The organism is Nocardia otitidiscaviarum (assembly GCF_007362295.1).
Lineage (GTDB): Bacteria > Actinomycetota > Actinomycetes > Mycobacteriales > Mycobacteriaceae > Nocardia > Nocardia otitidiscaviarum.
The window spans coordinates 3,194,553-3,212,472 of sequence record NZ_CP041695.1; the positions used below are offsets into that span (position 1 = coordinate 3,194,553).

Sequence of the window (17,920 nt, forward strand, 5' to 3'; positions counted from 1 at the left end):
CGGGAGTTGCTATGACCACCACCGATGCCCGGGTTCGGGCAGCGACCGACACCACCACCGAACCGGCCGCCCCCGCACGTGAGCGGGCCGTCGGACAGCGGCTGCGCCCCGCCCGGCACCTGCTGCCGGTGCTGCCCGTCCTGGGCGCGGTGCTGGCCTGGCATGTGGTGACCGAGATGGACCTGGTCGCCTGGCTGCGCTTCGACAAACTGCCCGGCCCGCTGGATGTGGCCGCCTCGCTGCGGCTGCAACTGGAGAGCGGGGTGTTCTACGAGCACATGGTGGCCAGCCTGCGCCGCATCCTCAGCGGCTTCGCCATCGCCGCCGTGCTGGGAGTGGCCGCGGGCATGGCCATCGGGCGCTCCCGGATCGCCGCCGCACTGCTGCGGCCACTGCTCGAGGTGGCCCGGCCCATTCCGGCGATCGCCCTGGTGCCCATCGCGATTCTGCTGTTCCCGACCAGTGAGCAGGGCATCGTCTTCATCACCTGTTTCGCGGCGTTCTTCCCGGTGACCGTCTCCACCATCCACGCCATGAAGGCGCTGCCGCAGGTGTGGACCGATGCCGCCCGCACCCTCGGTGCGAATCGGTGGCAGGTGCTGTTCCATGTGGTGCTGCCCGGTGCCATGCCCGCCATCTTCTCCGGACTGTCGGTGGGCATGGGGGTGGCGTGGATCTGCGTCATCAGCGCCGAGATGATCTCCGGACAGTTCGGGGTCGGGTACTGGACGTGGATGTCGTACTCGCTGCTCGACTACGCGGGGGTGGTGACCGGGATGCTGACCATCGGCGCGCTCGGTTACGGCACCGCCTGGGTGATCGAACGGGTGGGGCGACGGGTGAACCACTGGCTGCCCGGGGAGGCGCGATGACCACGGCTGTTCGTGCCGGAGCTCCGGTCCGGCTGCGCGAGCTGCGCATCGATTACGCCGACGGGCCTGCCGCACAGGTGGATCTGGATATCGCCGCGGGCGAGATCGTCATGTTGCTCGGGCCCTCCGGGTGCGGCAAATCCACCATTCTGCGGGCGTTGGCCGGACTGCTGCCGGTGGCGGCGGGCAGTGCGGAGGTCGACGGCTCGCCGATCGGTGACGGCGGGCGCTGCGCCATGGTGTTCCAGGAGGACGCGCTGTTGCCCTGGCGCAGCGCGCGCCGCAATGTGGAATTCGCGCTGGCGCTGCGCGGGGTGCCGCGCGGGCAGCGGCGGGCCCGGGCCCTGGAGCTGCTGAATCAGGTTGGGTTGCAGGACTTCACCGACCATCTGCCGGGTCGGTTGTCGGGCGGTATGCGCCAGCGCGTGCAGTTGGCCCGCACCCTGGCCGCGCAGCCGAGTGTGCTGCTGATGGACGAGCCGTTCGGGGCGTTGGACGCGCAGACCCGCGCCGAGATGCAGCGACTGCTGGTGGAGGTGTGGGAACGCCACCATACGACCGTTCTGTTCGTCACTCACGATGTGGACGAGGCGCTGTTGCTGGCCGACCGGATCGTCCTGCTCAGCCCGCGTCCGGCCACCATTCTGCGGATCGTCGAACTCGACGAACCCCGCGCCCCCGGCGCGCAGTTCCAGCCGGAATTCGCGCGCCGCCGTTACGAAATTCTCGCCGCGCTGGGCGAAACCGGGGAGCCGGGCGCGGGCGAACTCGAGACCAGGAGTGCATCATGACCTTCGTCATCGGCGCGGCGTGCGTCGACATCATGGACCGGGCGTGCGTGGAGGAATGCCCGGTGGACTGCATCTACACCGGCGGTCGGATGGCCTACATCCATCCCACCGAATGCGTGGATTGCGGTGCGTGCGAACCGGTGTGCCCGGTGGAGGCGATCTATGCCGAGGACGATCTGCCCGCGGCGCAGCGGCCGTTCGTCGCGGCCAACGCGCGGTTCTTCGACGAGCCGCTGCCGGGCCGGGAGACGGCGCTCGGATCGCCCGGTGGGGCGGCCGGACTCGGGGAGCTCGGCGTGGATACGCCCTTCGTCCTGGAGTTCCAGCCATGAACGCGGCGAATCGTCCACTGCGCGTGGGGATTGTCGGCGCGGGTCCGGCTGGTATCTATGCGGCCGACGCGCTGATGAAATCCGATGCCCCCGCCGGGTTCGACGGGGTGAGCATCGATCTCTACGAGCGCATGCCCGCCCCCTTCGGCCTGATCCGCTACGGTGTCGCGCCCGACCACCCGCGGATCAAGGGCATCATCACCGCCCTGCACAAGGTCCTCGACAAACCCCAGGTCCGGCTGCTGGGCAATATCGACTACGGCGTCGACATCACCCTCGACGACCTGCGCGGCTTCTACGACGCGGTCATCTTCTCCACCGGCGCCAACGCCGACCGCGCCCTCGACATCCCCGGCATCGACCTCGACGGCTCCTACGGCGCCGCGGACTTCGTGTCCTGGTACGACGGCCACCCCGACGTCCCCCGCACCTGGCCCCTGCACGCGCAGAAGGTCGCCGTGCTCGGGGTCGGCAACGTCGCCCTGGACGTGGCCCGGGTACTGGCCAAGACCGGCGACGAACTGCTGCCGACCGAGATCCCGCCGAACGTCTACGAAGGGTTGAAGGCCAACCAGGCCCTCGAGGTGCACGTGTTCGGTCGCCGCGGACCCGCCCAGGCCAAGTTCACCCCCCTCGAGCTGCGCGAGCTGGATCATTCCCCGACCATCGAGGTCATCGTCGACCCCTCCGACATCGACTACGACGAGGGCTCCGAGGCCGCGCGCCGGCATTCCAAGCAGGTCGACATGATCTGCAACACCCTCGAGCAGTGGGCCATCCGCGATGTCGGTGACCGCCCGCACAAACTGTTCCTGCACTTCTTCGAGTCCCCCGCCGAGATCCTCGGCTCCGACGGCACGGTCGTCGGGTTGCGCACCGAACGCACCCAGCTCGACGGCACCGGTAACTGCAAGGGCACCGGCGAATACAAGGACTGGGACATCCAGGCGGTGTACCGGGCGGTGGGGTATCTGTCGCAGAACATTCCCGCGCTGCCCTTCGACGACCAGGCCGGGACCGTGCCCAACGAGGCCGGACGCGTGCTCGTCGACGAGGACGCCGACGGCCCGGCCCGCTACCTGCCGCAAACCTATGTGACCGGGTGGATCAAACGCGGTCCGGTCGGGCTCATCGGCCACACCAAGGGCGACGCCAACGAAACCATCGCCTGCCTGCTCGACGACGCCAAGGACTTCACCCCCGCCGCGAACCCCGACCCCGAGGCCGTGACCGCGTTCCTCGAGGCCAAGGGCATCCCCTTCACCACCTGGGCCGGCTGGTACCGCCTCGACGCCCACGAACGCGCCCTGGGCGAACCCGAAGGCCGCGAACGCGTCAAGGTCGTCGAACGCGAAGACATGCTCCGCGCCAGCGGGGTTGCCGTCGCGCCAGCGGTCGAGGCGGCGGCGATCCGGCGTGCCCTGGCCGGGGTGCACGACCCGGAGATCAACCGCCCGATCACCGAACTGGATATGGTCGCGGGGGTCGACATCGCGCCCGGCAACCGGGTCACCGTACGGGTGCTGCTGACGGTGGCCGGATGCCCGATGCGGGCCAGGCTCACCCGCGATATCGAAGCAGCGGTGCTCTCGGTCCCGGGAACCGCCTCCGTCACTGTCGATTTCGGAGTCATGACGGATACCCAGCGTACGACTCTCCGACAGCGGCTGCGCGGCGGCGACACCCCCGTCATCCCGTTCGCCCAGCCCGGCAACTGCACCCGCGTGTACGCGCTCGCCTCCGGTAAGGGCGGCGTCGGAAAGTCCAGTGTCACCGTCAATCTCGCCACAATACTGGCGCGGCGCGGGCTGCGCGTCGGCATCCTCGACGCCGATATCCACGGTCACTCCATACCGTCGATGATGGGCAGTACCGCCACACCCACCCAGGTCGACCGCATGCTCATGCCCCCGACCGCACACGGTGTCCGGCTCATTTCCATCGCCATGTTCGTCAGCGACAACGAACCGGTCGTCTGGCGCGGACCCATGTTGCACCGCGTACTGAACCAGTTCCTCGCCGACGTCTACTGGTCCGACCTCGATGTCCTGCTCATCGACCTACCGCCCGGAACCGGCGATATCGCCATCTCGCTCGCCCAACTGCTGCCCACGGCGGAGATGATCGTCGTCACCACCCCTCAGCACACCGCCGCCCGCATCGCCGAACGCGCCGGAGCGGTCGCCACGCAGACCGGACAACGAGTCGCGGGAGTCATCGAGAACATGTCCTGGTACGAAGGCCCCGACGGCACCCGCCACCTGCTGTTCGGCTCCGGTGGCGCCGAGGACGTCAGCGCTCGGCTCACCGACATCCTCGGCGCCGACTGCCCCGTCCTCGCGCGCATCCCCCTCGACCCCGACGTGTGCGCCGCAGGCGACGAAGGCATTCCGATGGTGCTCACGCACCCGGAATCAGCTGCTGCCCAGGCGATCTCCGTACTGGCCGATCGTCTGGACGCACGTCGAACCCGTCTCGCCGGTCAGCGCCTCGCGGTCGCGCCGGTCTGAGACGGGCTCGGTGCGCGACCGCTCAGCTCTGCTTCCACGCACCCGCCGCGATCGCGTCGCGCACGTAGTCGTCGAAGTCCTTCGGCTCGCGTCCCAGCAGTTCTCGCACGGTGTCGGTCACCGTGGCATTGCGGCCGTCCAGCAGGGTCGCGAAGATGTCCAGCATCACGGCCACCTCCTCGTCCGGCATGCCGAACTCCGATGTCAGCACCGCCCCGAACTCCGCACCGCTGACCGGGATGTACTGGATATCGCGACCGGTCGCCGCGCCGATCGCGGCCACCGCGTCACCGAAGCTCAGCAGCCGCGGGCCGGTCAGGTCGTAATCCCGCCCCGCATGCCCGGCCTCGGTGAGCGCGGCGACCGCCACATCGGCGAGATCGCCGGAATCGATGAAGGGCTCCAGGACCTGACCGGCCGGGAAGGCGAGTGCGCCGCCGAGGATCATGTCCGTGAACACGCCCTCGTCGAAATTCTGGTCGAACCACGCCGCCTGCAGCACAGTCCATTCCGCACCGCTCTCCCGCACCGCCCGCTCGGCCGCGGCGGCCTGGTCCTCGCCGCGAGCCGACAACAGCACCAGCCGTCGCACGCCTTTCGCGACCGCCAGCTCACTGAAGGCCCGGATCGTCTCTCCCGCACGCGGATCCCCGATATCCGGGGTGTACATCAGGAAGGCCGCCGACACGCCGTCCAGCACCGCGTCCCAGCCATCCCGGTCGGCCCAGTCGAACGGCACCGCCGCCGACCGGGATCCGATGCGGACCGGGTACCCGGCGGCGCTCAACCGCTCGGCCACCCGCCGCCCTACCTTCCCGGTTCCCGCGGTGACGAGAATGGTCTGCGCTGCTGCCTGTTCGTTGTTCGAAGTCATACCTCTACTCAAGCCGCCCGAGCGCCGCGCAACCATCGTCGAGAAGCTCGCCCCCATACGTGACCGTCTCGCGAGCGGCCACCCGCTCCGGTCCGCCCCGCCTGTGCGTGTCAGGCGGGCGAGACGTCCGCCAGGTCGACGAGTCGCCGCAGGGTCACCAACTGGTCCTCGAACGGGGTCTCCAGCTTCGCCAGCAGTGTCGAGATGCCAGCCGCCCGATAGCGTTCGATACGATCGGCGATGGTCTGCTCGGTGCCGACCAGATTGGTGTGGCTGCCCAGCTCCAGCGGTACCGCGCGGCGGGCTTCGTCACGGTTGCCGGACTGCCACAGGTCGGCGATGCGCTCGACGGCGGCACCGAAACCCAGGCGGGTGAACGCTTCGTTGTAGAAATTGCGGCCCGCCGCGCCCATGGCCCCGATGGTGAAGGCATAACCCTCGGCGTGGCGTCGAATACGTTGTGCCGCATCGGCTTCGTCGTCGGCGAACTCGACGGCGACCGGCGCCACCAGGTCGAGGTCGGCGAGGGTGCGGCCCGCCGATTCGGCACCCTCGCGCAGCGGGTCGAGGAAGACCTCGGCGGTCTCGGGGATGAAGGCGTTGCCGAGCCAGCCGTCGGCGGCCGCGCCGGTGAGCCGGAGGTTGGCGGGACCCATGGCGGCGACGTACACGGGCACCTCGCGGGGTGCGACCAGGGGGCGTAGCGCGCGGCCCGCACTGTCGGGCAGCGGCAGGGTGTAGACCTCGCCGTCGTAGCGCAGTGGTTCGCCGCGGCTGATCAGGCGCAGGATGTCGATGGTCTCGCGGGTGGTGCGCACGGGTTTGCGGAAGCGCACGCCGTGCCAGCCCTCCATGACTCGCGGGCCGGAGACACCGATGCCGAGGCGGAAGCGGCCACCGGACAGTTCCTGCAGGCTCAGCGCAGACGTGGCGAGCAGCGCCGGGGAGCGGGAGCCGAGCTGAACGACGAAGGTGCCCAAGCCGATCGAGGTCGTCTCGGCGGCGAGATAGGCCAGGCCGGTGAGGGCGTCGTACCCCCACACCTCGGGCACCCACAGCGAATCGACGCCGAGCCGTTCGGCCTCCCGCGCGAAGTCGGCGGCTCCGGGGAGGCGGGGTTCGATGACTACGCCGATCCGTAGCGGTTTCCTCGGGAGCTGCTTGCTCAGGGAGTGCGTCGCGACCATGTTCTATGTTATAGATCATAGTCACTGTTGTCGGAAACCCGAGAGGCCATGCCGTGCGCTACCGCGATCAACCGACCATCGAAGTGTCCGAACGTGTTTCGTGCACCCCGGCGCAGGCGTGGGGCCTGGTCACCGATATCACGCTGCCGCCTCGGGTATCGGATGAACTCGAGTCGGCGGAATGGCTCGATGGCGCGGATCGGGTCGCGGTGGGCGCGCGGTTCCGGGGCACCAACCAGCACAGCGCCATGGGCACCTGGTCCACCGAGTGCGAGGTGGTCGAGGTGGAGCCGGAACGGCGCTGGGTCTGGCAGGTGCACGGACCCGAGGGTGTCAGCTCCACCTGGGGATTCGAGGTGGATCCGGCGCGGTCGGGTGTGATCGTGCGCCAGTGGGGGCGGCTCGGGCCGGGCCCGTCCGGGTTGAGCTACGCCATCGACGCCATGCCGGACAAGGAAGCCCGCATCATCGCCAACCGGCTGGCCGAGTGGGAACGCAATATGCGCGCCAATCTGGCCGCCGTCAAGGCGACCTTCGAACCGCGGGAGCCCGAGTGACCGCGCGCGGCAGAACCAAGCAGAAGATGCTGCTGGGCGCGGTGGAACTGCTGCGCGAGCGCGGCTCGGCGGGCGTCACCATCGACGCGGTGCTCACCCGCACCGGCACCCCGCGCGGATCGGTCTACCACCACTTCCCCGGCGGACGACGCCAATTGCTCAGCGAGACCCTGCAGCTCGCGGCCGACACCATCGCCGACATGATCGAGAGCGCCGCCGCCACCGGCCCCGCCGCGGCCATGCACCGCTTCGTCGAATTCTGGCGTCACCTGCTGCTCACCTCCGACTTCCACGCGGTCTGCCCCGCCATGGCGGTGGCCGTCGGCGGCACCGAGGACGATCGCGCCCTCCACCCCGAGGTCGCCGCCATCACCACCCGCTGGCACACCGTCCTCACCACCTCCCTCACCACCGCCGGCCACCCCGCCCCCCGCGCGACCCGCCTCGCCACCCTGACCCTCTCCGCCCTCGAGGGCGCCATCATCCTCTGCCGCACCTCCCGCACCCTCCAACCCCTCGACGACGTGGCCACCGAACTGGAACCCCTACTGGCAGAGCCGCCTTCGCGGGAGTCGAGCGGTCAGCGCAGTACGCGATAGCGGAGGTGGGTCACCCGGCGGCCGGGGCGGATCACCGGATCGTCCAGGCGGACCGGGGCGGAAGACAGTTTTTCGAAGTAGGGTTTCCCGGACCCGAGCAGATAGGGCACGAGGTCCACGGTGATCACGTCCAGGAGTCCCGCGTCGAGCGCCTGCTGGGCGATGTTCGGGCTCGCGATGACGACGTCCTTGTTCCCGGCGGACTTCTTGGCCTGCTCGATCGCGCTCGCGACGCCGTCGGTGACGAAGGTGAAGGGCGCACCCGGGTGGTCCCATTCCTGGGGCGCCGGGACGCGATGGGTGACGACGAAGACGGGGAGACCGGTCGGGTGCATACCGTTCCAGCCGTCCATGGTGTCGAACAGGCGGCGTCCGGTGATGAGCCCGCCCAACTCGGGGATGGCCGCCTGCACATGCTCGGTGTCTTCCTCCGACTGCCGCCACGTCAGATCCGTGTTTGCGGACTCGGATTCGACCGGACCCGCCGTGTACCACTCGAACAGTTCGTCCACTCGGCCGTCGGCATCTTCGATGAAACCATCGAGCGACATCGACATGTTCGCTATGACCTGTCCCATGATCTCCTCCTCCATCGTCCGCCCCGGATCGGGAGCGGTTCCCCCCTGGTCGGTGCCATGCCGCGAACTTCGACATGATTCCACTGCAAGTGACGTAGATCACACCAATGGTTGGCGCATCGGAGGCCATCGATGAACTTCGCGATGGAGGTCGATCCGCATCTCCGGCATCTTCACCTTCACCGACGCGTGTATTTGGGCCGATACAGACGGCACTTCCCCTATTCGCCGCGGATCCAGTGCAGGCGATTGACAAGGACCTGGTCGCCGACCGGGGTGGGTGGGGTGCTGAGCACCAATCGGTCGTCGGACAGGTCGACTATGCGTCGCTGCTCGGTGTCGACCCAGTTCGGGAACAGGCTCATGCGCAGGGTGTGGACGACGGTGTCGCCCTCGAGGCGGTATTCGCCGCAGTAGGCGATGTAGGTCGAATAGGCTTCGGCGCGTTCGGGTTCGGGGCCGCCGAGGGCATTCGGGGTCGACAGGTGCGGGCGGTCGGGGCGGGACAGGTGGCCGCTCATCCAGCCGCCGGGGTGTAGATCACGGAGCCGTCGGGGTGGTCGCCGAACGGCCGGGTGACCGTGCCGGTGTGGTCGGTGGCGGTCCACGCCGTCAACCGCCACCGACCAACCAGGGCACCGGAGTCCATGGGGTCGATGCTAGTCCGGGACGCGAAGCACGCTAGGTCAGATGGCGGGTGAAGAAGTCGATGATGCGGCGGCGCGCGTCCGTCGCGGAGGGTTCATGGTAGCCGTTGTGGGCGAATGTTCCCGCGACGGCCGCCCATACCGGCATCTCCTCGCGTGGGTGGTCGTTGAGGAATCCGTGGCCCGCGTCGTCGTAGGTGCGCACGCTGTGCGGTATCCGGTTGGCCGTGAGCGCGCGTTCGAGCCGTACCGGGTCCTCGCCGAGGGTCCGGTCCAGCCCGCCGTAGGAACCGATCACCGGACATGCTTGGGCGAGCAGGGTTTCCGCGTCGGCGGGCACCGCCCCGTAGTTGACGCTGGACGCCCGGAAGCGCCCGCTTCCGGCGAGGACCAGGGCGAAACCGCCGCCGAGGCAGAATCCGATCACTCCGATCCGGTCGGTGGTCTCCGGTCGCCGCGCCAGCCACCGCCGGGCGGTCTCCAGGTCGTCGAAGGCACGCCCCGCCCGTCGGGTGAGGGCCCGCATGGCGCTCACCACACAGCGCGGTCGCCAACCCCAGTGCAGCAGGTCGGGGGCCAGGGCGACGAAGCCGGCCCCGGCCAGCCAATCGGCCTGCCGCCGCAGGTCGGTGGTCATACCGAGCGCGTCGTGCACGACCACCACGCCCGGCCAGGGACCGCTGCCCTCCGGCACGGCCAGGTAGCCCGGCACGGTCCGGTCCTCGGCCCGGATGTCCACCATCGTCATATCGCCCTCGCCGTCGGTGCGTGCTGTCGGCTCCCTGATCGCACTGTCCCGCGGTCGGCCGGTCCGGCACCAGGGGCGAAGGGCCTCTGTTCACACGGGTTGCCCGGCACCCGGGCCGGGGGACGAAATGCCCTGGTAGGTCGCCGCGCACCCGATATGGAATGGGGGTATGCGCCCAGCCGAACGTTCGTATGACCGAGTCGTGCCGCGGGCGGCCGCGGAGATCGACGTTCCGGACGTGGTCACCAACGCCCATCACGGGCTGTCCGCCCGTGAGGTGGTGCTGCTGCTCGAGACCGATCGGCATCGCGGACTGAGCCGACCCGAGGCCGCCGAGCGGATGGCACGGTTCGGCCCGAACACCTTGCCGGACGCACCGCGTGCCGGGTGGCCGATGCGTCTGCTGCGTCAGCTGCACAATCCGCTGATCTATGTGCTGCTGGTCGCCGGTGTGGTGACCGCCGTGCTGGCCGAATACGTGGACTCCGCGGTGATTTTCGGCGTCGTGGTGATCAACGCGCTGGTCGGATTCGTTCAGGAGTCGAAGGCCGAGGCCGCGCTCCAGGGGCTGCGGTCCATGGTGCGCACCCAGGCCAGGGTGGTGCGCGACGGCGGCGAGCGGACCGTACCGTCCGACGAGCTGGTTCCCGGCGATCTCGTCCTGCTCGACGCGGGTGACAAGGTACCCGCCGATCTGCGGTTGATCCAGGTGGCCGAACTGCGCGTGAACGAGTCGGCGCTGACCGGTGAGTCCGCGCCGGTCGCCAAGGACGAGGTGGTGCTGCCGGAGGGTACCCCGGTGTCCGACCGCCGCAATATGGCCTATTCGGCGACCCTGGTCACCGCCGGCAGCGGTGCGGGCATCGTGGTGGCCACGGGCGCGGAAACCGAGGTCGGGGCGATCCACCGGCTGGTGGGTGCGGCCGAGGACCTGGCCACGCCGCTGACCCGAAAACTCTCCAGGTTCAGCAGGATTCTGACCGTCGGCATTCTCGTGCTGGCGGCGGCGACCTTCGCCGTGGGTTATCTGCGCGGCCAGGACGCGGCCGAGATGTTCACCGCCGCCATCGCACTCGCCGTGGGCGCGATCCCGGAGGGCCTACCGGCCGCGGTCACCATCACCTTGGCCATCGGCGTTTCACGGATGGCCAAGCGGCGCGCCGTGATCCGGCAGCTCCCGGCGGTGGAAACCCTGGGCAGCACCACGGTCATCTGCTCGGACAAGACCGGTACGCTCACCGAGAACCAGATGACCGTCAGCACCATCTGGACACCGGACGGCCGGTTCGAGGTCAGCGGAACCGGCTATGCCCCGACCGGCACCATCGGCGAATCCAGCGGCGCGACAGCCGATTCGGAACAGCATCAGGCCCTGCGCTGGACGCTGCTGGCCGGTGCCGCCTGCAATGACGCCACCCTGCACCGCGACGACGGCCGGTGGACGATCGTCGGCGATCCCACCGAGGGCGCGCTGCTGGTGGCCGCCGCCAAGGCCGGTCTCGACCGCGAGCGCATCGCGCGGCTGCTGCCCCGGGTGGCGACCATCCCGTTCAGCTCGCACCGCCGCTATATGGCCACCCTGCACCGCGATTCCGGCTCCGCGGCCGCCACCGATCGGGTGGCGCTGGTCAAGGGCGCGGTCGAACAGATCCTCGACCTGTGCCCCACCGCGCTGCGCGCCGACGGCACGACCACGCCGCTGGACCGGGACGCCGTCCTCACCGCCGCCGACGAGCTGGCCGCACGCGGTCTGCGCGTGCTGGCCACGGCCGTGCGACCGACCGCCGCACCCGCGGATTTCACCGTCGACTCCCTCGCCGCAGGACTGATCTTCACCGGTTTGCAGGCCATGCTCGACCCCGCCCGTTCCGCGGTGCCCACCGCCGTCGAGTCCTGCCGCAGCGCGGGCATCGCGGTCAAGATGATCACCGGCGACCATGCCGCCACCGCCGCCGCGATAGCCACCCGAATCGGCCTGGTCGACCCCCGGGACGACGAATCCGCGCTCACCGGAGGCGAATTGGACGCCCTGCCCCCGGAGCGGTTCGCCGAGACGGTGGACCGCACGCATGTCTTCGCCCGCGTCTCACCCGAGCAGAAACTGCGCTTGGTCGAAGCGCTCCAGGCCCGCGGGCACGTGGTCGCCATGACCGGTGACGGCGTCAACGACGCCCCGGCGCTGCGCCAAGCCGATATCGGCGTGGCCATGGGCGCGGGCGGGACCGAGGTGGCCAAGGACGCCGCCGACATGGTCCTCATCGACGACGATTTCGCCACCATCGAGGCGGCCGTCGAGGAGGGCCGCGGCGTCTTCGACAACCTGGTCAAATTCATCACCTGGACGCTGCCGACGAATATCGGTGAGGGGTTGGTGCTGCTGGTCGCGATCGCGGCCGGTGCGGCGCTGCCGATCCTGCCCACACAGATCCTCTGGATCAATATGACCACCGCCGTCGCCCTCGGACTCATGCTGGCCTTCGAACCGAAGGAACCCGCCATCATGACCCGCCCGCCACGCGATCCCGGCCAGCCCCTGATGACCGGCTCACTCGTGCTGCGGACCCTGCTGGTGTCGACCCTGCTGGTCGCGGGCACCTGGTGGCTGTTCGAATGGGAACTCGCCCACGGTGCGAGCCTGGCCGAAGCCCGCACCGCCGCGGTGAACCTGTTCGTGGTGGTGGAGGCGTTCTATCTGTTCAGCTGCCGCTCGCTCACCCACTCCGCGTGGCGGATCGGGCTGTTCTCCAATCCGTGGATCACCGGGGGTGTCGCGCTGCAAGCCGTCGGTCAGCTCGCGATCACCTATCTGCCGGCTATGAACTCCGTCTTCGACACCGCCCCGATCGCGGTCGACTCCTGGCTGCGGATCGCGGCCATCGCTGCCGTCGCCAGCGCCGTGGTCGCCGTCGACAAGCGGCTGCGGCGGCCGAGCCGCTCGAGTGGAACTACGCAGTCGATCGGGTAGTCGCGCGCAGGCGCCGGGTGGGTGGTCGGCGTCAGGATCGACAGCATCGTGGTTCCTGGACGGAGGTCGATGATGAACCGCTCGGCACTGCTCATCGGTCAGCTGCTCGTCGTGCTGCTCGCGCTCGGGGTGCGCGTGCTGGCACCCGGCTGGTGGCTGGTCATCGTGTTCATGTCACTCGGCGTGGTCGCCGTGATCGTGTTGGCCCCGCTGTTGGTGGCGGTCTCGGTCGCCGCCGCGCTCGCGCCGACCCTACGCCCGCGCAGTCTGCTGGCCCTCACGGCCGCCGATCTGTCCCTGCTGGCCTTCGCGCTCACCCTGCCGGACTTCACCGATGTCCCGGATCGCTATCCGGTGCCGGTGGCGACCCTGGCCACCGGTGACGGGGAGGTCTCGCGGGCCGCGGCGGACACGTTCGGCACGGTCGCCGGCTGCGCGGTTCTCGCCTATGTGGCGGCGGCCGCGCTCACCGTCGTCTTCGCGGTGCTGGATCAGCGACGCACACGGCGCGGCACCCCGCCACCCGGCTTCACCACCCTCGCGGTCGCCTGAACCCGCTCAGTTCACGCACGGAATACCGTCGCCGATCGACCCCGTCACCGGCTTGCCCGCGGTGGGGGTCGAGGCAGTCGTGGTGGTGGCCGAAGACGTTGTGGTAGTCGAGGTTTCGGCCGCCTCGTCCGCATCGGCGCTGGGCGTGGTGGTCGGCGGGGGTGCCGGAAGCCCGAAGGCGGTGCGGACTTCCCGTTTGATGGCGTCCGGGTCGATGATGTTCACGTCCTGGCCGTTGACGGTGGCATAGCGCAGCACCGGCAGCGTGCGGAACTCTACCGGAATCGAACCCGCCCGGCCGAGGGTGTGGGCGAACTCGAGCAGGTTCCAGCCCTTGGACAGCATCATGTCCGCATGGGCGACGTCCACGAGTCGCTTCAGCTTGCCCAGATCGGTGAAGGTGCCGGAATCCTGCAGCGACTTGGCGACCGACATGAGGAATGCCTGCTGACGGTGGGTGCGGTCGAGATCGCCGTTGGGCAGGCCGTGGCGCTGGCGCACGAAGGCCAGCGCCTGCGCGCCGTCGAGATGCTGGCGACCGGCCGGGAAGACCGCGCCGGAGTAGTAGCTGTCGTCGACGGCGTCGACGAGGCAGACCTCCACGCCGCCGACGGCATTGGCCAAGTCGTAGAACCCGGCGAGGGAGATCTCGGCGAAGCGGTTGATCGGGACACCGGTGAGCGAGCGCACGGTCTGCACGATGGAGGCGCGCCCCGCCTCCCGCCCGCGATGCTCGAGCTCGACCGGGTCGGTCACGCCCTGCTCCATCAGATCCTGTTCCACCGCGGCCTTTTTCAGGCCGTACGCTTCTTTGATCTTGACCTTGCTGTAGCCGGGGATACCGGAGACGTCGACATAGTCGTCGCGTGGGATGGAGAAGGCCACGATCTTGCTCAGATCCTTCGGAATGTGCACCAGGATAAGCGAATTCGCGTTGTAACCGCCGACGTCGCTGTCCCCGGCGTGCAGGGCGTCGAGGATCTCGCGCGGCAGGTCCCTGCCGTCGAAGTCCTTGCGCGTATCCAGTCCGATCAACAGGATGTTGAGGTCGCCGTCGAGGGCGGCGACATCCTCGTCGCTGAGCACGTCCGAGCGCGCGAAACCGTCATCGAGTCCGGCTGAGGCGTACCAACCGACGCCGGTCACCCCGACCACCACCGCCGCCACCGTCGCGGTGAGCAGTCGCACCAGCCCGCGGGCGCGACGGGCGCGCACCGACCGCACCGGCACCGCACGGTGCCGCGGCCCGCGGGCGTGACGCGGTCCGTAGTGGGCGGACGGGTTGCGAGGTTTGTCGGGCATCACCTTCGAGTGTGTGACGCAATGCTGTGAACAGCCTGAATGAGCAGACCAACCGGTTGGTGATGCCGGACACGGCGACTCCTCGGCAATCCGCCCGGCCCACCGCGATCAGGCCGGACGCGGCAGCCCGCGCACCGCGGTGGCGGTGGCACAGCGCAGTGCCCGCGCGGCCAGGTCCACGCAGGCCGCGTGGTCCAGCGTCCGCACGGCGGCCTTGATCAGCGGGACGGCGGCGGGTGCGACACTGAGCTCGGTGACGCCGAGACCCAGCAGGATCGGCACCGCCACCGGGTCGGAGGCCAACTCGCCGCAGACCGCCACCCGCGCCCCGCCCGCACCCCGGCAGACCATGTCGATCAACCGCAGCACTCCGGGATCGAGGGCGTCCGCCAGCGCGGCCACGGCCTCGTTGCCCCGCTCGACCGCCAGCGCGTACTGGGTGAGGTCATTGGTGCCGATGCTGAAGAAGTCCACGTGCTCGGCCAGCTCCGCCGTTTTCGCCGCCGTGGCGGGCACCTCCACCATGATGCCGACCTCGAGCGAAAGCCCCTCGGGGGCCACCTCTTCCAGCATCCTCCGGCCCGCGTCGATCTCTCGTACGTCGGTCACCATCGGGAACATCACCCCGATCGGATGGTCCGCGGCCACCCGCACGACGGCGCTCAGCTGCTCGCGCAGCAGGTGCGGATGCGCCAGGGCGAGACGGATACCGCGCTGTCCGAGAAAAGGATTCGCCTCCACCGGCTGAGCGAGGTACGGCAGTGGTTTGTCACCGCCCACATCGAGGGTGCGCAGCACCATCGGGCGTCCGTCGAAGGTAGTCGCCAGGTCCCGGTACACCTGCTCCTGCTCCGCGGCGGACGGGGCGTCGGCCCGATCGAGGAAGAGGAATTCGGTGCGGACCAGTCCCGCGCCGTCCGCACCGCCGCGCACCGCGTCCGCCGCGTCCGCCACACTGCCGACGTTCGCGGCGACCTGGATCTCGACTCCGTCGCGGGTCACCGCGGGCTCCTGTGCGGCCGCATCGGCGGCGCTCCGCCGGGCCCGCTGTGCGTCGGCTCGCGCGGTGAATGCGGCGAGGGTGTCGGCATCCGGGGCGATGACGAGTTCGCCGGTATCGCCGTCGAGCGCCAGCAGCGTCTGCTCGGGCACGGTCAACACCTGCGGACCGGCCGCGACGACGGCGGGAATTCCCCTGGTGCGGGCCAGAATCGCGCTGTGCGCGGTGGGGCTGCCCTGCGCCAGCACGATGCCGGTGACCAGGTCGCGGTCGAGCCCGGCGACCTGTGCGGGCGTGAGATCAGCGGCCACCAGGATGCCCGCGCGGCTGGTGATCTCGGTGGTGTGCCCCAGCAGAGCCGAGAGCAGTTGATCACGCACCGCGCGCACATCGGCGGCGCGTGCCCGCTGATACTCGTCGGGCAGCGCCGCCAACTCATCGGCGGCGCTGTCGAAGACGGCTGCCACCGCGACGGCGGCCGACCGGCCCTGGGCGATGCGCGCGCGTACCGATGCGGTGAGGTCGTCATCGTCCAACAGCAGTCGGTGCGCCGCGAAGATCTCCCTGGCGGTGTCGTCCGTCCGGGCGCGCGCGATATCGGCGTCGATGCGACCGCGCACGGTCGTGAGCGCGCCGTCGAAGTGTTCGGTTTCCGCGGTGGGGGCCTCGGCGCGGCTGTCGTCCAGGTCGAAGTCGGCGGTATCGAGCCGCCATGCCGGTCCGATCCCGATACCCGAGGCCGCCGCCAGCGGACCGGTCCGCTCGGACTCGTGGTGACGCCGCCCGGCCGACAGTGGAGTGCCTTCGGACAGAGCGCTTTCGGGGAGCGGGCTCATGGCCGGAGCACTGTCGGCCGGAACACTGTCGGCCCCAGAGCTTTCGGCCGCAGCACTGTCGGCCCCAGAGCGTTCGGCCGCGGCGTTGTCGGCCGCAGTGTTGCCGAATACAGCTCTTCCGGTCGCGGCTCTTTCGGCCGAAGGGCTCGCCGCGACACCCGTGGGCCGCTCGTCGAAGTGGCGCGCCGCCAGATCCACGACGGCATCGACCGCCGCCTGTGCGTCCGGGCCGCTGGCCGTGATCTCCACCTCGTGCCCGGCGCGCACACCGAGCGCCGCGATCCGGCTCAGGCTGCGGCCCGACACCGACGGCGATCCGGTGCTCAGATTCCTGACCTGCACCTGGGCGTCGCGACCGCTCACCGCCGCCACCAGCCGCGCGGCGGGACGGGCATGCAGGCCGTGCTCGTTGGCCACCACGACGACTGCGCGCACCGGATCCTCCCCCGAGCCTCCGGCAGGCGCCGAGGACGCGTCCGTACGATCTCCGTCGGCAGTGCTGCCCGTTGGCCGCCCCGCATCGGTCGCCACCGGATCGAGCGCCGCCGGTCCGGATGTCGCCAGCTGTGTTCGCTTGGCGTCGAGTGCGTGTTCCGCCTCGTCGGCCACCTGGTCGAGATCGGCTCCCCCGGCGGCGGATACGGCCGCGGCCACCAGGCCCTCGACCAGCGGTGCCGCGCACAGCCGTACCCGGTGCGGACCGTCGAGCAGGTCCAAGGCGAGTTCGGCGGACAGGATCGCGCTGCCGAGGTCCATGAGGATCAGGACACCGGCACCGCTGTCGGCGGCCGTGATGGCGGCCGCGACCGCCGTGGCGTCGGTGCCGAGGGTGTGCTCGTCCAGTCCGGCCGCGATCTCGATGCGCACCGAACTGTCGTGCAGCATCTCGGCGGCCAAGGCCGCCGCGGACCGGGCGAGCGCACGGCTGTGGGAGACGACGACGATGCCGGTCATCGCACCGCCCGCCGGGCCGCGCGCAGCAGCAGCACCGCGCTGGTGGCACCCGGATCCTGATGTCCGACACTGCGTTCCCCCAGATAGGAGGCGCGGCCCTTGCGGGCCTGCATCGGTACCGTCGCGTCGCGGCCCGCGGCGGCGGCCGTCACCATGGCGTCCAGGGCGGCCGCGAAATCCGCTCCGGCGGCCATGCTGCAATCGAAGGCGTCGGCGGCCGGAGCCAGGGCGTCGTACATGGTCTTGTCCCCGGTCTGGGCCTTGCCGCGCGCCACCACACCGTCGATACCGGCGCGCACGGCCTTGCCGAAGGTGTCGGCGTCGAGTTCGCCGGTGGTGGTCGCGGCCATCCGCAGCAGGAAGGTGCCGTACAGCGGCCCGCTGGCCCCGCCGACCGAGCGGACCAGCACCATACCCGCCTGTTTGATCGCTGCGGCGGCGGAATCAGGAGCCGCGGAATCGAATTCGGCCGCGATCGCCCGCGCGCCGCGTTGCATGTTGCTGCCGTGGTCGGCGTCGCCGATGGCGGCGTCGAGGGCGGTGAGCTCATCGGCATGCTCATCGATCAGCGTGGCGAATTCACGCATCCAGCGCCGCACGTCGATACTTGTCACGG

The 17,920-nt window shown here is 69.9% G+C and carries 14 protein-coding genes and 3 pseudogenes; 9 read left to right on the forward strand and 8 right to left on the reverse strand.

Going from position 1 to position 17,920, the window contains the following annotated elements; genetic code table 11:
• Positions 1-11: 11 nt before the first annotated feature.
• From FOH10_RS14085 to FOH10_RS35655, 5 genes and pseudogenes are all read left to right on the forward strand, one after another.
• Complete coding sequence (locus tag FOH10_RS14085) at positions 12-872, forward strand: ABC transporter permease (protein WP_143981043.1); 861 nt, start codon at positions 12-14, stop codon at positions 870-872.
• Complete coding sequence (locus tag FOH10_RS14090; protein ID WP_143981044.1) at positions 869-1,663, forward strand: ABC transporter ATP-binding protein; 795 nt, start codon at positions 869-871, stop codon at positions 1,661-1,663. Before FOH10_RS14085 ends, FOH10_RS14090 begins: the two co-directional genes overlap by 4 nt.
• Entirely contained in the window at positions 1,660-1,995 is a 336-nt protein-coding gene (gene fdxA, locus FOH10_RS14095) for a ferredoxin (RefSeq protein ID WP_039813710.1), read from the forward strand. Before FOH10_RS14090 ends, fdxA begins: the two co-directional genes overlap by 4 nt.
• Positions 1,992-3,368, forward strand: a pseudogene (locus tag FOH10_RS35645) (FAD-dependent oxidoreductase); the annotation flags it as partial. The gene fdxA and the pseudogene FOH10_RS35645, both read left to right, overlap by 4 nt.
• Positions 3,369-3,458: 90 nt before the next feature.
• A pseudogene (locus FOH10_RS35655) lies at positions 3,459-4,505 on the forward strand (Mrp/NBP35 family ATP-binding protein); the annotation flags it as partial.
• Positions 4,506-4,527: 22 nt separating this feature from the next.
• Here the strand turns inward: FOH10_RS35655 and FOH10_RS14105 are convergent.
• Positions 4,528-5,379, reverse strand: a complete 852-nt coding sequence (locus tag FOH10_RS14105; RefSeq protein ID WP_143981046.1) for an NAD(P)H-binding protein — start codon at positions 5,377-5,379, stop codon at positions 4,528-4,530.
• 110 nt (positions 5,380-5,489) lie between these two features.
• Positions 5,490-6,566 (reverse strand): LLM class flavin-dependent oxidoreductase, encoded by a 1,077-nt coding sequence (locus tag FOH10_RS14110; protein ID WP_143981047.1) that lies wholly within the window; start codon positions 6,564-6,566, stop codon positions 5,490-5,492.
• Positions 6,567-6,649: 83 nt separating this feature from the next.
• Between FOH10_RS14110 and FOH10_RS14115 the strand changes: the two genes are divergently transcribed.
• Together FOH10_RS14115 and FOH10_RS14120 are read left to right on the forward strand one after the other, a co-directional pair.
• Positions 6,650-7,123 (forward strand): SRPBCC family protein, encoded by a 474-nt coding sequence (locus tag FOH10_RS14115; RefSeq protein ID WP_308212878.1) that lies wholly within the window; start codon positions 6,650-6,652, stop codon positions 7,121-7,123.
• A complete protein-coding gene (locus FOH10_RS14120) occupies positions 7,120-7,722 on the forward strand; it encodes a TetR/AcrR family transcriptional regulator (RefSeq protein WP_244961979.1) in 603 nt (200 codons plus the stop codon). The genes FOH10_RS14115 and FOH10_RS14120 overlap by 4 nt, the downstream gene beginning before the upstream one ends.
• Here the strand turns inward: FOH10_RS14120 and FOH10_RS14125 are convergent.
• The 3 genes and pseudogenes from FOH10_RS14125 to FOH10_RS14140 all read right to left on the reverse strand — a co-directional run bounded on the left by FOH10_RS14125 (position 7,704) and on the right by FOH10_RS14140 (position 9,695).
• Positions 7,704-8,300, reverse strand: coding sequence for a dihydrofolate reductase family protein (locus tag FOH10_RS14125; protein ID WP_143981049.1), 597 nt, complete (start codon positions 8,298-8,300; stop codon positions 7,704-7,706). The two genes, FOH10_RS14120 and FOH10_RS14125, sit on opposite strands and share 19 nt — an antisense overlap.
• Positions 8,301-8,521: 221 nt before the next feature.
• A pseudogene (locus FOH10_RS14130) lies at positions 8,522-8,949 on the reverse strand (lipocalin-like domain-containing protein).
• 32 nt (positions 8,950-8,981) lie between these two features.
• Entirely contained in the window at positions 8,982-9,695 is a 714-nt protein-coding gene (locus tag FOH10_RS14140; protein WP_143981052.1) for a dienelactone hydrolase family protein, read from the reverse strand.
• A 223-nt stretch (positions 9,696-9,918) separates the two neighbouring features.
• Between FOH10_RS14140 and FOH10_RS14145 the strand changes: the two genes are divergently transcribed.
• On the forward strand, positions 9,919-12,660 hold the full coding sequence (locus FOH10_RS14145) for a cation-transporting P-type ATPase (RefSeq protein ID WP_425326155.1): 2,742 nt from the start codon (positions 9,919-9,921) through the stop codon (positions 12,658-12,660).
• Positions 12,661-12,729: 69 nt separating this feature from the next.
• On the forward strand, positions 12,730-13,212 hold the full coding sequence (locus FOH10_RS14150; protein ID WP_143981054.1) for a hypothetical protein: 483 nt from the start codon (positions 12,730-12,732) through the stop codon (positions 13,210-13,212).
• Between the two features lie 6 nt (positions 13,213-13,218).
• Here the strand turns inward: FOH10_RS14150 and FOH10_RS14155 are convergent, their stop codons facing one another.
• From FOH10_RS14155 to dhaL, 3 genes are all read right to left on the reverse strand, one after another.
• Positions 13,219-14,514 (reverse strand): LCP family protein, encoded by a 1,296-nt coding sequence (locus FOH10_RS14155; RefSeq protein ID WP_143981055.1) that lies wholly within the window; start codon positions 14,512-14,514, stop codon positions 13,219-13,221.
• A gap of 108 nt (positions 14,515-14,622) precedes the next feature.
• A complete protein-coding gene (gene ptsP, locus FOH10_RS14160) occupies positions 14,623-17,304 on the reverse strand; it encodes a phosphoenolpyruvate--protein phosphotransferase (RefSeq protein ID WP_143981056.1) in 2,682 nt (893 codons plus the stop codon).
• Positions 17,301-17,891, reverse strand: coding sequence for a dihydroxyacetone kinase subunit DhaL (dhaL, locus tag FOH10_RS14165; RefSeq protein WP_143984087.1), 591 nt, complete (start codon positions 17,889-17,891; stop codon positions 17,301-17,303). The genes ptsP and dhaL overlap by 4 nt, the downstream gene beginning before the upstream one ends.
• Positions 17,892-17,920 lie beyond the last annotated feature (29 nt).